The organism is Agromyces solani (assembly GCF_058349925.1).
This window is the reverse complement of the sequence record NZ_JBYRER010000001.1, coordinates 1,080,640-1,094,330: the sequence shown is the minus strand read 5'-3', so window position 1 is coordinate 1,094,330 and position 13,691 is coordinate 1,080,640. Positions and strand designations below refer to the sequence as shown.

Below are 13,691 nucleotides of genomic sequence, written 5' to 3'. Positions count from 1 at the left end.
CGGGCAGCCGGCCGCTCGGTCGTCGGCACCGGCGACGCGGACCTCCGACGTCAGGCGCGGATCGCGTTGATCGCGAGCCCGAGCACGCGCTTGCGCTGCGCGTCGTCGTCGAACGACGAGACCGCGGCGACCCCGGAGACGAGCTTCACGACGTCGCCGATCGTGATGTCGGCTCGCACCACGCCGGCCGACTGGGCGCGCTCGAGCAGCGGTTCGCCGGCGCCGAGCATGATCGAGCGGCATTCGCCGAGCACCGAGGACTCCCGGTTGAGCCCGTCGAGCAGGGCGTGCTTCGTGCCGACGTACGACACGAAGCGATCGAGCCAGGCCTCGAGCGCCGGCCACGGCTCGAGGCCGGCGACCTCGTCGGCGGCCTGGACGAGCGCTTCGACCTCACCGAGGTAGAGGGTCTCGATGAGGTCGTCGCGGGTCGGGAAGTTGCGGTAGAGCGTGCCGATGCCGACGCCGGCGCGACGCGCGATGTCTTCGAGCGAGGCCTGGGAGCCGTCTTCGGCGAAGGCCTGACGGCCGGCCGCGACGAGCGCGTCGAAATTGCGCGCGGCGTCGGCACGGCGCGGCCTCCGCGCCTCGAGGGTGTGCACCCGCATCACCTCGGTCATCCCGCGTTCCACTCCTTCTGCCGGTCGGCGTCGTGCTCGAGACCCGGCGACGACGAATTCCGATTCGCTCCTTGCAAAGCGGAGGGGCCCTCCGGTAGTGTCATCCTCGTCGACAACCGGAGGCAGCCTCCACTCGGAGCCGTACTCCACTTTACCCCGCCCATCGTGTTCGCGCACCTGACCGAAGGGTCCGCCGTGTCAACCACCTCACGCACCGCGTTCGCGGCCATCGCCGTGAGCGTCGCCTCGCTCGCGCTGCTCCAGAATCTCGTCATCCCCGTCATCCCGACCATCGCCGCCGACTTCGGCGTGGCCGCCGACACCGCCTCGTGGACCAACACCGCTTGGCTCATCGCCGCGGCCGTCGCCACTCCCCTGCTCGGCCGCATCGGCGACCTCCGCGGCCGCCGCGCCACCTTCCTCGCCGTGCTCGCGGTCGTCGCCGTGGGCGACATCGTCGCGGCCGTGGCGCCCGACCTCCCGACACTCATCGCCGGGCGCATCCTGCAAGGAGTCGGCGGAGCGCTGTTCCCCCTCGCGTTCGGCCTGCTTCGCGACGTCATGCCGCGCGAACGCCTCACCGGGGCGATCGGCGCCACGAGCGCGATCATCGGCATCGGCGGCGCCGCGGGCAGCGTGCTCGCCGGCCCGATCGCGAGCGTGCTCAGCTGGCGTGCCGTCTTCGCGGTGCCCCTCATCACCGCCATCGCGGGCATCGTGCTCGTGATGCTGCTCGTGCCGACCTCTGGCACCCGCGCCACCGGCCGCGTCAACGTGCTCGCCGGGGTGCTGCTCTCGGGCTGGCTCGTCGCCCTCCTCGTGCCGCTCAGCTCGGGCGCGCGCTGGGGCTGGGGGTCGCCCCTCACGGTCGGCCTGTTCGTGCTCGCCGCCCTGCTGATGGCCGCCTGGGCGATCACCGAGCTGCGCTCGGCCGAACCCCTCGTCGACCTGCGCCTGCTGTTCGCCCGCGAGCTCTGGCCCGTGAACGCGGCCTCCCTGCTCCTCGGCGCCGCGGCCTTCGGATTCTGGGGCTATCTGCCGCAGTTCCTCGAGACGACCGCCGGCTGGGGCCTCGGACTCGACGTCCAGGCCGCCGGACTCGCGCTGCTGCCGCTGCTCATCGGCATGTCGGGTGTCGGCTTCGCGGCCGGGGCGCTGAGCCGAGTCATCCCCCTGCGCCTCATGCTCGCCGGCGGCGCGCTGCTCATGGCCGCGGGCGTCGGCTACGCGGTGTTCGACCACGACGCCGTGTGGAAGCTCGCCGTCGCGGGCGGGGTGTTCGGCGTCGGCATCGGGCTCGCCTACGCGTCGGCCGCGAGCATCGTCGTCGAGAGCGTGCCGGCCGATCGCACCGGCGTCGCGACCGGCGTGAACGCCAACCTGCGCACGATCGGCTCGGCGATCGGCTCGGCCCTCGTGAGCGCGATCGTGTTCGGCTCGGCGGGCGGCACCGCCGCCCCGACGCAGACCGGGTACGACATCGCGTGGCTGACGGTCGCGCTCATGGCCGTGCTGGCCGCCGTGATCGTGCTCGCCGTCGGCCGGCCGGCCCGCGTCGCGAACGTCGACGAACCGGATGCCTCGTCCGCGACGGAGCTCGTCGACGCCGCCTGAGCGCGGAACGCACCACGAGCGTGCCGTCGTCGCTCCCGAGGGGCGGCGACGGCACGCTCGCTCACCACGCCCGCGCTCGGCCTGAAAGCGAACGTGCACCCGCCGCCCGGAATCGGGTGGCGGGTGCACGTTCGAGGAATCGAGACCCCGGCCGGGTCAGGCGCCCGGGTAGTGCCGCACGGGCTCGCCCGTGTAGAGCTGCTGCGGGCGGCCGATCTTCGTCGACGGGTCGAGGTTCATCTCGCGCCAGTGGGCGATCCAGCCGGGCAGGCGGCCGATCGCGAAGAGCACGGTGAACATGCGCGTCGGGAATCCCATCGCCTTGTAGATCACGCCCGTGTAGAAGTCGACGTTCGGGTACAGGCGACGCTCCTTGAAGTAGTCGTCCTGCAGGGCGAACTGCTCGAGCTCCTTCGCGATGTCGAGCAGCGGGTCGTCGATGCCGAGGCTCTCGAGCACGGCGTCGGCCGACTCCTTGACGATCTTCGCGCGGGGGTCGTAGTTCTTGTAGACGCGGTGCCCGAAGCCCATGAGCTTCACGCCGTCTTCCTTGTTCTTGACGCGCTCGACGAACCGGGCGACGCCCTCGCCCGACTCCTGGATGCGACCGAGCATCTGGAGGACGGCCTCGTTCGCACCGCCGTGCAGGGGGCCCGAGAGCGCCTGGATGCCCGCCGAGATCGACGAGTAGAGGTTCGCACCGGTCGAGCCGACGAGGCGCACGGTCGACGTCGACGCGTTCTGCTCGTGGTCCTCGTGGAGGATGAGCAGGCGGTCGAGCGCCTTCGCGAGCGTGGGGTCGATGCGGTACGGCTCGGCCATGTTGCCGAAGTTCAGCCGCAGGAAGTTCTCGACGAAGTTCAGCGAGTTGTCGGGATAGAGGAACGCCTGCCCGACGCTCTTCTTGTGCGCGTAGGCGGCGATGACCGGCAGCTTCGCGAGCAGGCGAAGGGTCGTCAGCTCGACGTGGTCGGGATCGTGCGGGTCGGACGAGTCCTCGTAGTAGGTCGAGAGGGCCGCGACCGCGCTCGAGAGCACCGACATCGGGTGCGCCGTGTGCGGCAGCGCAGAGAAGAAGCGCTTGAGGTCTTCGTGCAGGAGCGTGTGGCGACGCACCTTCTCGTCGAACTCGGCGAGCTGCGAGGCGGTCGGCAGCTGGCCGTAGATGAGCAGCCACGCGACCTCGAGATAGGTCGAGTGCTCGGCGAGCTCCTCGATCGGGTAACCGCGGTAGCGCAGGATGCCCTGCTCGCCGTCGATGTACGTGATCGCGGACCGCGTCGATGCGGTGTTGACGAAGCCGTAGTCGAGCGCGGTGAGCCCGGTCTGGCGCGTCAGCGTCGAGAGGTCGATGCTCGCATTGCCGTCGACCGCAGGGCGCACGGGGAACTCGGCGGTGCCGCCGGGGAAGCTGAGGGTCGCGGTCTCGGGGTTCTGCCCCGCCGCGGGGTTCACGACGTCGCTCACGGCGCCTCCTGTGATCGTCACTTGTGCGGTCACCTGCCTTTCGGGCTCGCGACGTAGGGTTGGCCACGGCCCGACCTACAGCCTAGACGTGCCGGGGGCACACTGTCGCATCCGCCAAGAGATCGCTGAATACATTGGCGGCACCTCACACCCTCGGGATGCTACGTGCCGGATGCCGCGCGCAGGCGGGAGGCCGCCGCGGCGATGCGCTCGTCGCTCGCCGTCAGCGACAACCGAACGTGCTGGGGGTGATGCACCCCGTAGAAGTGCCCCGGGCCCCCGATGATGCCGAGGTCGGCGAGGCGCCCGATCGACTCCCACGCGTCGCGGCCCTCGGTCGCCCAGAGGTAGAGGCCCGCCTCGCTGCGATCGATGCGGAACCCCGCGGCCTCGAGCGCCGGCTTGAGCTCGGCGCGGCGAGCGCGGTAGCGCTCCTTCTGGGCGGCGACATGGGCGTCGTCGCGCAGCGCGGCGATCATCGCCTGCTGCAGCGGCTGGGCGAGCATGAGCCCCGCGTGCTTGCGCACGTTCGTGAGCCGGCCGACGACCGTCCGGCAGCCCGCGATGAACGCCGTGCGATAGCCGGCCATGTTCGACTGCTTCGAGAGCGAGTAGGCGACGAGCGTGTTCCTCCGGCTGTCGCCCACCACGCGGGGGTCGAGGAGGCTCGGGACGGCGCCGTCGGCCCAGTCGCCCGCCCAGCCGAGTTCGGCGTAGCACTCGTCGCCGACGATGACGGCGTCGAGCTCGAGGGCCCGCTCGCGCGCCGCGCGCAGTTCGTCGATCGTGAGCACGCGACCGTCGGGGTTGCCGGGGCTGTTGAGCCAGACGAGCTTCGTCGCCTCGGGCCACTCCGCCGGGTCGTCGCTCGCCATCGCCGTCGCACCGGTGAGCACGGCACCCATCTCGTAGCTCGGGTAGGCCGCCTTCGGGTGCACGACGACGTCGCCCTCGCCGAGCCCGAGCAGGAACGGCAGGAGCGCGACGAGTTCTTTCGAGCCGACCGTCGGCAGCACGTGCTCGCGCGTGAGACCCGTGACGCCGCGTCGCCGGGCGAACCACGCGACGATCTCGTCGCGCAGCACGTCGGTGCCGACCGTCTGGGGGTACGCGTGCGCGTCGGTCGCGGCGGCGAGCGCTTCGCGCACGATCGCGGGCGTCTCGTCGACGGGCGACCCGATCGACAGGTCGACCGCACCGTCGGGGTGGACGGCCGCCCGCTCGCGGTACGGGACCATGAGGTCCCACGGGTAGTCGGGCAGCTCGCCCCGTGCCACGGTCAGCGCCTCGCCGACTAGTGCGCCTGCGGCGGGAGCGCGGCGATGATCGGGTGGTCCTTGGGGATGACGCCCACCTTCGCGGCGCCGCCGGGCGAGCCGACCTCGTCGAAGAACTCGACGTTGGCCTTGTAGTAGTCGGCCCACTCGTCGGGCAGGTCGTCCTCGTAGTAGATCGCCTCGACGGGGCAGACGGGCTCGCACGCCCCGCAGTCGACGCACTCGTCGGGGTGGATGTAGAGCGAGCGCTCGCCCTCGTAGATGCAGTCGACGGGACACTCGTCGATGCACGCACGGTCTTTCACATCGACGCACGGGAGGGCGATGACATAGGTCACGGTGGTTCGTGCTCCTTCGAAGAGGCTGGATCTTCAGTCTAAGCGCGGGAGCGCGCCCGTGACGGCAGCTCGGGCCACGCGACGACGAGCACGCCGATGAGCGACGGCGCGAACGCCCACACCGTGCCGAGCAGGTCGCCCACGACGAGCACCGAGCCGCCGGGGCCGGGCAGGTACGTGAGCACCGCCACCATCGCGACGAGGCCGGCCGCCGCGGCGGCCGTGATCGCACGGCCCCGGGTCACGAGCCGGATGCCCACGAGGAGCGCCGCGATGCCGACGATCGCCACGACGAGGCCCCACGGGATCACGACCTCGCCGATCACGAGCACGTGGCGGTGGCCGACGGTCGCGACGGTGCCGTAGACGGCGCCGATGAGCACCGCCACGAGGAGCGCCCCGAGGCGGCCGGCGATCGACTGGCCCGCGGGCTGCGCAGCGTCGCTCATCGTGCGGGCGGGGTGGGGGTCGTCGGCATGCGGTCGAGTCTACCGGCGGGCGCCGACCGCGAAGGCCCGGGCCCTGATGCCGTAGCGTGGTCGGCACGCGCCCGACGCACGAGAGGATCGACGATGACCGACGCCACGAACGCGACCCATGACGACGCGCCCGAGGTGCGGGTGGAGCGCGAGGGCGACCTCGCGATCGTGACGATCGACCGGCCGAAGGCCCTCAACGCCCTCTCCCCCGCCGTGCTCGCCGCGCTCGAGTCCGCCTTCGACGGACTCGCGTCCGAGATCGCCGCCGACGGATCGGCCGTGCGCGGCGTGCTGCTCACGGGCGAGGGCGGGCGGGCGTTCGTCGCGGGCGCCGACATCCGGGCGATGGCCGGCCTCACGCCCGAGGAGGGCGAGGCGGCCTCGCGCGCCGGCCACCGCGTCGCCGCGGCGATCGAGGCGCTCCCGGTACCCGTCATCGCCTGCGTCGACGGGTTCGCGCTCGGCGGCGGGCTCGAGATGGCGCTCGCGTGCGACTTCATCTACGCCACGGATGCCTCGGCCTTCGGCCAGCCCGAGGTGCACCTCGGGCTCATCCCCGGCTTCGGCGGCACGGTACGCCTGCCCCGGACCGTCGGGCTCGCGCTCGCGAAGGAGCTCATCTACACCGGTCGTCGCATCGGCATCGACGAGGCCGTCGCCGCCGGACTCGTCGCCCGCCGATTCGCCGACCGCGCCGCGATGTTCGCCGGCGCCCGCGAGACCGTCGCCCTCGTCACCGAGAACGCCGCACCCGCGGTGGGCCTGGCCAAGCGCGTGCTCGTCGCCGGGACGGGTGCGCCGACCGCGACCGCGACCGATCTCGAGGTCGCCGGCTTCGGCGACGCGTTCCGCACCGACGACATGCGCGAGGGCGTGTCGGCGTTCATCGAGAAGCGCGAACCGCGCTTCACGGGCGCGTAGCCGTCCCGGTCGGTCGAGCAGCGACGAAGGAGCGTATCGAGACCTCTTTCGAGCGTGGTCCCGATGCACGTGCTCCTTCGTCGCTCGCGACCCGACCGGCGGACCGGAGTCAGCCGATGTGCGCGGCGAGCCAGGCGAAGCCGTCGAATCGCACGCCGTCGGTGCCGAACATCTCGAGGTGGAGGTGCGGGCCGGTCGACTGGCCGGTCGTGCCGACGAGGCCGAGCTGCTGCCCGGCGGTCACGCGCTCGCCGACCGAGACCGCGATCGACCCGTACTGCATGTGCGCGTACGAGCTCGTGATGAGCTCGCCGCCGATGTTGTGCTCCACCTCGACGTTCACACCGAGTCCGCCGCCGCCCTCGGTCGCCTTCACGACGACGCCGTCGGCGATCGACATGACGGGCGTCCCGTCGCCGGGGTTGAAGTCGACGCCGTCGTGGAACGTCGAGCAGCCCGCACAGGGAGCGTCGCGGGGTCCGTAGCCGCTGCTGCGGCGGTCGGGGCTCTGCACCGGCCACACGACGGTGTCGGACTCGACGATCGACACGGATCCGAGGCCGGCGACCTGGGCGACGATGGGCGGCGGCGCCTTCTCCACGTCGTACGACTCGGCCGCGAGCGTCGCCTCGACGGCTTCGGCGCCGACCTCGACGTGCTGCGGGGTGAAGCTCACGGTGTCCTCGGCGGGCGCATACACCGAGGCGCGGACCTCGGTGTCGGTCGCGGTCACGGCGAGGGCGGGCACGCTCGTCGCGACGAGCATCGCGCCGACGAAGCCCATCGCGACGACGGACAGCGCCTGCCGGGCGGTCGCGGGGCGACGCACGGGGCGGGTGCGGGGGCGGGCAGGAACGGGGGCGGCCGCGCGGCGGCCGTGCTGGGGGGAAGTCATCACGCGTTACGTATCAGGGGGGTCGGGTTTCGTGGCAGAAACGGAAAACGTCTCGATGTCGAGACGATCTCAAGAACCGTACGCAGCGATTCTGGGAAGAACCTCCGATACGCATGCATAGAACCCGTGCGTGGGCGCGCGGACGAACCGCGCCGTGCCGCCGAGAACGACGATGCGGATGCCTCGGGGTCGACCCCGAGGCATCCGCATCGTGCGTGAGGGAGCTGCGCTCAGCCCTGCTTCTTGAGACGCGACGCCGCCCGAGCGCGCGCCGTGGCGTCGAGCTCGACCTTGCGGATGCGCACCTTCTCGGGGGTGACCTCGACGCACTCGTCCTCGCGGGCGAACTCGAGGCACTCCTCGAGCGTCAGCTGGCGCGACGGGGTCATCGACTCGAAGGTGTCGGCCGTCGACGAACGCATGTTCGTCAGCTTCTTCTCCTTCGTGATGTTGACGTCCATGTCGTCGGCGCGCGAGTTCTCGCCGATGACCATGCCCTCGTAGACCTCCTCGGTCGGGTTCACGAAGAACGTCATGCGCTCCTGCAGGGCGATGATCGCGAACGGCGTCACGACGCCGGCGCGGTCGGCGACGATCGAGCCGTTGTTGCGGGTCGTGATCGCGCCCGCCCACTCGTCGTAGCCGTGCGAGATCGCGTTCGCGATGCCCGTGCCGCGCGTGATCGTCATGAACTCGGTACGGAACCCGATGAGGCCGCGGCTCGGCACGATGAACTCCATGCGCACCCAGCCCGTGCCGTGGTTCGACATGTTGTCCATGCGGCCCTTGCGCGCGGCGAGCAGCTGGGTGATGGCGCCGAGGTACTCCTCGGGGGCGTCGATCGTGAGGTGCTCGTACGGCTCGTGCGTCTTGCCGTCGACCTGCTTCGTGACCACCTGCGGCTTGCCCACGGTGAGCTCGTAGCCCTCGCGGCGCATCTGCTCGACGAGGATCGCGAGCGCGAGCTCGCCGCGTCCCTGCACCTCCCACGCGTCGGGCCGGCCGATGTCCTCGACCCGGAGCGACACGTTGCCGATGAGCTCGCGGTCGAGGCGGTCCTTGACCATGCGGGCGGTGAGCTTGTGCCCCTTGACCTTGCCGACGATGGGCGAGGTGTTCGTGCCGATCGTCATCGAGATGGCGGGGTCGTCGACGTGGATGGCGGGCAGCGGCCGCACGTCCTCGGGGTCGGCGAGGGTCTCGCCGATCGTGATGTCCTCGATGCCGGCGACGGCGATGATGTCGCCGGGGCCGGCCTCCTCGGCCGGGAAGCGCTCGAGCGCCTTCGTCTTCAGGAGCTCGGTGATGCGCACGTTCGAGTGCGTGCCGTCGTGGCGCACCCAGGCGACCGTCTGGCCCTTCTTGATCGTGCCGTTGAAGACGCGCAGCAGCGCGAGGCGGCCGAGGAACGGCGACGCGTCGAGGTTCGTGACCCACGCCTGCAGCGGGGCCTCGTCGTCGTACGAGGGCGCCGGCACGTGCTCGAGGATCGCGCCGAAGAGCGGCTCGAGGTCCTCGTTGTCGGGCAGCGCGCCGTTCTCGGGGCGGTTGAGCGAGGCGCGACCGGCCTTGCCCGACGCGTACACCACGGGCACGTCGAGCAGTGCGTCGACGTCGAGGTCGGGCACGTCGTCGACGAGGTCGGACGCGAGGCCGAGCAGCAGGTCGTGGCTCTCCTCCTCGACCTCCTCGATGCGGGCGTCGGGGCGGTCGGTCTTGTTGACCAGGAGGATCACGGGCAGGCGCGCCTCGAGCGCCTTGCGGAGCACGAAGCGGGTCTGCGGCAGCGGACCCTCGCTGGAGTCGACGAGGAGCACGACGCCGTCGACCATCGACAGGCCGCGCTCGACCTCGCCGCCGAAGTCGGCGTGGCCGGGGGTGTCGATCACGTTGATCGTCACGGGGCCGTCGGTCGCGTGGGCGCCGTTGTACTCGACCGCGGTGTTCTTCGCGAGGATCGTGATGCCCTTCTCGCGCTCGAGCTCGTTCGAGTCCATCGCGCGGTCGTCGACGTGGGCGTGCTCGGCGAACGAGTGGGTCTGCTTGAGCATCGCGTCGACGAGCGTCGTCTTGCCGTGGTCGACGTGCGCGACGATCGCGACGTTGCGCAGGGAGTTGCGGGTGGCCTTCGCCATGGATTTCGTCCTCGCGGTGAGGCATCCGCCTGTTCGGCCCGCCGGACCCGGAAACGGGCTCGGCCGGACCGCGCGGATGCGCTGGATGGGAGTCTGTGGGAGCGCGGACGACCGTGGATCGACGGTTCGCGCCATGACAGCCTACCGTGCGCAGCCGAGTGAACGCCGAACGCCCGGCATCCGAGGGTCGGATGCCGGGCGTTCGGGTGGGGCGGGGCGGCGTGGATGCCTCGCGGCGGGCCTACGCCCCCAGCTCGATGTTCGCGCCCGGGATGGCCGCGAGCAGGTCGCGCGTGTACTGCTCCTTGGGGTTGTCGAACACCTCGTCGGTCGTCGCCGCCTCGACGATGCGCCCCTTCTGCATCACGCAGACGTTGTCCGCGATGACGCGCACGACGGCGAGGTCGTGCGTGATGAAGAGGTACGTCAGGTTGAGCTCCGACTGGAGCTCGGCGAGCAGGCGCAGGATCTGCGCCTGGACGAGCACGTCGAGCGCCGAGACCGCCTCGTCGAGGATGACGATCTCGGGCTTCAGCGCGAGCGCGCGCGCGATGGCGATGCGCTGGCGCTGCCCGCCCGAGAGCTCGTTCGGGTACCGGCTGACGAGCGTGCGCGGCAGCGACACCTGGTCGAGCAGCTCGAAGACGCGCTCGCGGCGCGAGGTCTTCGTGCCGACCTTGTGCGTCTGCAGCGGCTCGGCGATCGTGTTTCCGATGTTGCGGAGCGGGTTCAGCGAACCGTACGGGTCCTGGAAGACCGGCTGCATGCGGCTGCGGAGCGCGAACAGCTCCTTGCCGCTCGTCGCCGCCAGGTCCTTCCCGCCGACGACGATCTTGCCGCTCGTCGCCTCCTCGAGCTTCAGCAGCATCTTCGCGACGGTCGACTTGCCCGAGCCCGACTCGCCCACGAGCGCCGTGGTGGTGCCGCGTGCGATCTGGAACGAGACGTCGTCGACGGCCGTGAAGTCGCCCGAACCGCGGATGTTGAACACCTTGGTCAGGTTCTCGACCACGATCGCCGGCGGCTGCGCGGCCGCGGCCTCGAGGGCCTCGGCGCGTGCCTCGGCGGTCGCGATGAGGTCGATCGCCTCGCCCGCGGCCGACGACGCGTCGCTCGCGATGGCCGACTCGGCCGCCGCGATGCTGCCCGTCGCCTGGATGCGGCGCGAGGCGAGGCTCGGTGCCGCGGCGACGAGGCGCTGCGTGTACGGGTGCTGCGGGTTCTGCAGGATCTCGCGCGACGGACCTGCCTCGACGACCTGCCCCTTGTACATGACGAGCAGCTGCTCGGCGCGCTCGGCGGCGAGGCCGAGGTCGTGCGTGATGAACAGCAGGGTCGTGCCGAGCTCACGGGTGAGCGACTCGAGGTGGTCGAGGATGACGCGCTGCACGGTGACGTCGAGCGCCGAGGTGGGCTCGTCGGCGATGAGCAGCTGCGGGTTCGCCGCGAGGCCCATGCCGATGAGCACGCGCTGGCGCATGCCGCCCGAGAACTGGTGCGGGTACTGCTTGAGGCGTCGGTCGGCGTCCTGCAGGCCGGCCTCCTTCAGCACCTGGATCGCGCGGGCCTTGACCTCCTTGCGGCCGCTGGCGATGCCGTTCGCACGGATCGCCTCCTCGACCTGGAAGCCGATCGACCACACGGGGTTGAGGTTCGACATCGGGTCCTGGGGGACGAAGCCGATCTTGCGACCGCGGATCTGCTCCATCTCGCGCTGCGGGGCCTTCGCCAGGTCTTCGCCGTCGAGCAGGATCTGCCCGCCGGAGATGTGCCCGGTGCCCGGCAGCAGGTTGATGATCGCGTGCGCGGTCGTCGACTTGCCCGAACCCGACTCGCCGACGATCGCGAGGCTGGAGCCGCGGTCGAGCGTGAAGCTCACGCCGCGGACCGCCTGCACGAGGCCGTTCTGGGTGCGGAACGCGACCTCGAGGTCTTTCACTTGGAGCAGGGGGGTGCTCATCGCTGTGCCCTCGCCTTCGGGTCGAGTGCGTCTCGCACGACTTCACCGAGCATGATGAACGAGAACACGGTCAGGGAAAGTGCGATCGACGGGTAGATCAGCACCTGCGGAGCGGTGCGGAGCGTCGTCTGCGCCTGGGCGATGTCGTTGCCCCACGACATGATGCTCGTGGGCAGTCCGACACCGAGGAACGACAGGGTCGCCTCGGCGACGATGGCACCGGCGAGCGAGATCGTCGCGATGACGATGACCGGCGCGATCGAGTTCGGCACGACGTGCGCCCAGAGGATCTTGAACCGGGTGACGCCGATCGCCGTGGCGGCGGTGACGAAGTCGGAGTTCTTGACCCTCAGGATCTCGGATCTCAGTACTCGGGCTGTCGCCGGCCACGCGAAGATGCCGATCGCGAGCGAGATGACCCACACGTTGCGGTAGTTCGCGAGCACCGACATGATCACGACGGCCGCGAGGATGTAGGGGATCGAGAAGAAGATGTCGCCGACGCGCGAGAGGATGCCGTCGGTCCATCCGCCGTAGTAGCCCGCGAACGCGCCGAACAGCACGCCGAGGGTGAACACGAGGACGGTGACGATGATGCCGACCGACAGCGAGGTGCTCGCGCCGTAGACGATGCGTGCCCACACGTCGCAGCCCTGGCGCGTGAAGCCGAGCGGGTGGCCCGGCTGCGGCGCGCCGTTGCTGTTCGAGAGGTCGCAGCCCTGCGGGCCGGGAGACTCTCCGGTGAACAGGCCCGGGAACAGGGCGATGAACACGATGATGAGGATCAGCGCGGAGGAGACCCAGAACATCGGGCGACGACGCAGGTCGTCCCACGCGTCGATCCAGAGGTTCGACGGCTTGCCCTCGGTCTTGACGGAGTCGATCGCACTGAGCGGCGTCTCCTCCAGCGGAGCGACGTAGTGCTCGATGGGGAGCTTCGATGAAGACTGGTCAGGCATAGCGGATCCTCGGGTCGAGCACGGCGTAGAGAAGGTCGATCAGGAGGTTCACGATCAGGTACAGGAGCACCATGATCGTGACGAAGGACACGACGGTGGGTCCTTCACCCCGGATGACCGCCTGGTAGAGCGTGCGACCGACGCCGGGCACGTTGAAGATGCCCTCGGTGACGGTCGCGCCCACGAGCAGCGTGCCGAAGTCGGTGCCGAGGTAGGTGACGACCGGGATCAGCGAGTTGCGCAGGATGTGCACGGGCACGATGCGCTTGCCCGACAGGCCCTTGCTGTACGCGGTGCGCACGAAGTCGAGCCCCTGGGTCTCGATGACCGAGGAGCGCGTCAGTCGCGAGATCTGCGCGAAGCTGATGGTCGCCAGCACGATGGCCGGCAGGATCAGGTCCTCGGTCGGAGCGCCGGCGCCCACGGTCGGGCTGAACCAGCCCCACTGGATCCCCATGAAGTACTGGGCGACGAAGCCGAGCACGAAGATCGGGAGCGAGATGAGCACGAGGCTCACGCCGAGGCCGGCCGAGTCGAAGATGCCGCCCTTGCGGAGGCCGCTGATGAGGCCGACCGAGATGCCCGCGACCATCTCGAAGAAGATCGCGAGGAGCGCGAGGCGGATCGTCACCGGGAAGGTGCGAGCCAGGACTTCGCTGACCGGCTGGCCCGAGTAGGTGACGCCGAAGTCTCCCTGGAAGATGCCCGCGAGGTAGTAGAAGTACTGCACGATGAACGGTTCGTTCAGGTGGTACTGCTCACGGAGCTGTTCGATCACACCGGGCGCCGGCGGGCGGTCGCCGAAGAGCGCCGCGATCGGGTCGCCCGGCATGGAGAAGACCATGAAATAGATGAGGAAGGTGGCTCCGAGGAGCACGGGGATGATTTGGAGGAGTCGCTTTCCGGTGTACCAGAGCATCAGCGCTCCTCAGTGTCTAGTGCTGAGAGCATTTTGGGCCGCAATCACAGAGTCGTTCGGATATCAGCATGATGTCCGGGGCGTTGCCGCCCCGGACATCATGCTAG

At 70.3% G+C, this 13,691-nt stretch carries 12 protein-coding genes; 2 read left to right on the top strand and 10 right to left on the bottom strand.

Annotated elements, in window-relative coordinates; translation table 11 throughout:
• Positions 1–50 precede the first annotated feature (50 nt).
• Positions 51–620, bottom strand: coding sequence for a TetR/AcrR family transcriptional regulator (locus tag AC3RJ7_RS05100; protein ID WP_491454737.1), 570 nt, complete (start codon positions 618–620; stop codon positions 51–53).
• On the opposite strand from AC3RJ7_RS05100, the gene AC3RJ7_RS05095 reads away from it, so the two are divergent.
• On the top strand, positions 597–2,234 hold the full coding sequence (locus AC3RJ7_RS05095; protein ID WP_491454736.1) for an MFS transporter: 1,638 nt from the start codon (positions 597–599) through the stop codon (positions 2,232–2,234). The genes AC3RJ7_RS05100 and AC3RJ7_RS05095 overlap by 24 nt on opposite strands.
• Positions 2,235–2,390: 156 nt before the next feature.
• Here AC3RJ7_RS05095 and AC3RJ7_RS05090 read toward each other — a convergent pair whose 3' ends face one another.
• The 4 genes from AC3RJ7_RS05090 to AC3RJ7_RS05075 form a co-directional block, all read right to left on the bottom strand.
• The gene (locus tag AC3RJ7_RS05090; protein ID WP_491454735.1) at positions 2,391–3,701 is read right to left on the bottom strand and encodes a citrate synthase; all 1,311 of its coding nucleotides are present in this window, start codon (positions 3,699–3,701) and stop codon (positions 2,391–2,393) included.
• 161 nt (positions 3,702–3,862) lie between these two features.
• Positions 3,863–4,978 carry a succinyldiaminopimelate transaminase gene (dapC, locus tag AC3RJ7_RS05085; protein WP_491454734.1) on the bottom strand — a complete coding sequence of 372 codons (1,116 nt, stop codon included), beginning with the start codon at positions 4,976–4,978 and terminating at the stop codon, positions 3,863–3,865.
• Positions 4,979–4,995: 17 nt separating this feature from the next.
• Positions 4,996–5,316 (bottom strand): ferredoxin, encoded by a 321-nt coding sequence (fdxA, locus tag AC3RJ7_RS05080; RefSeq protein ID WP_491454733.1) that lies wholly within the window; start codon positions 5,314–5,316, stop codon positions 4,996–4,998.
• Positions 5,317–5,354: 38 nt separating this feature from the next.
• On the bottom strand, positions 5,355–5,765 hold the full coding sequence (locus tag AC3RJ7_RS05075) for a histidinol dehydrogenase (protein WP_491454732.1): 411 nt from the start codon (positions 5,763–5,765) through the stop codon (positions 5,355–5,357).
• 123 nt (positions 5,766–5,888) lie between these two features.
• Here AC3RJ7_RS05075 and AC3RJ7_RS05070 point away from each other — a divergent pair, with 123 nt between their 5' ends.
• Positions 5,889–6,716: an enoyl-CoA hydratase/isomerase family protein gene (locus AC3RJ7_RS05070; RefSeq protein ID WP_491454731.1), complete on the top strand. Its 828-nt coding sequence runs from the start codon at positions 5,889–5,891 to the stop codon at positions 6,714–6,716.
• Positions 6,717–6,825: 109 nt separating this feature from the next.
• On the opposite strand, the gene AC3RJ7_RS05065 is transcribed toward AC3RJ7_RS05070, so the two are convergent.
• From AC3RJ7_RS05065 to AC3RJ7_RS05045, 5 genes are all read right to left on the bottom strand, one after another.
• Positions 6,826–7,611: a M23 family metallopeptidase gene (locus tag AC3RJ7_RS05065; RefSeq protein ID WP_491454730.1), complete on the bottom strand. Its 786-nt coding sequence runs from the start codon at positions 7,609–7,611 to the stop codon at positions 6,826–6,828.
• Positions 7,612–7,841: 230 nt separating this feature from the next.
• Positions 7,842–9,746, bottom strand: a complete 1,905-nt coding sequence (gene typA, locus AC3RJ7_RS05060) for a translational GTPase TypA (RefSeq protein ID WP_491454729.1) — start codon at positions 9,744–9,746, stop codon at positions 7,842–7,844.
• 241 nt (positions 9,747–9,987) lie between these two features.
• Positions 9,988–11,706 (bottom strand): dipeptide ABC transporter ATP-binding protein, encoded by a 1,719-nt coding sequence (locus AC3RJ7_RS05055; RefSeq protein ID WP_491454728.1) that lies wholly within the window; start codon positions 11,704–11,706, stop codon positions 9,988–9,990.
• A complete protein-coding gene (locus AC3RJ7_RS05050; protein WP_491454727.1) occupies positions 11,703–12,665 on the bottom strand; it encodes an ABC transporter permease in 963 nt (320 codons plus the stop codon). Before AC3RJ7_RS05050 ends, AC3RJ7_RS05055 begins: the two co-directional genes overlap by 4 nt.
• Positions 12,658–13,584, bottom strand: coding sequence for an ABC transporter permease (locus AC3RJ7_RS05045; protein ID WP_491454726.1), 927 nt, complete (start codon positions 13,582–13,584; stop codon positions 12,658–12,660). The genes AC3RJ7_RS05050 and AC3RJ7_RS05045 overlap by 8 nt, the downstream gene beginning before the upstream one ends.
• Between the last annotated feature and the right edge of the window lie 107 nt (positions 13,585–13,691).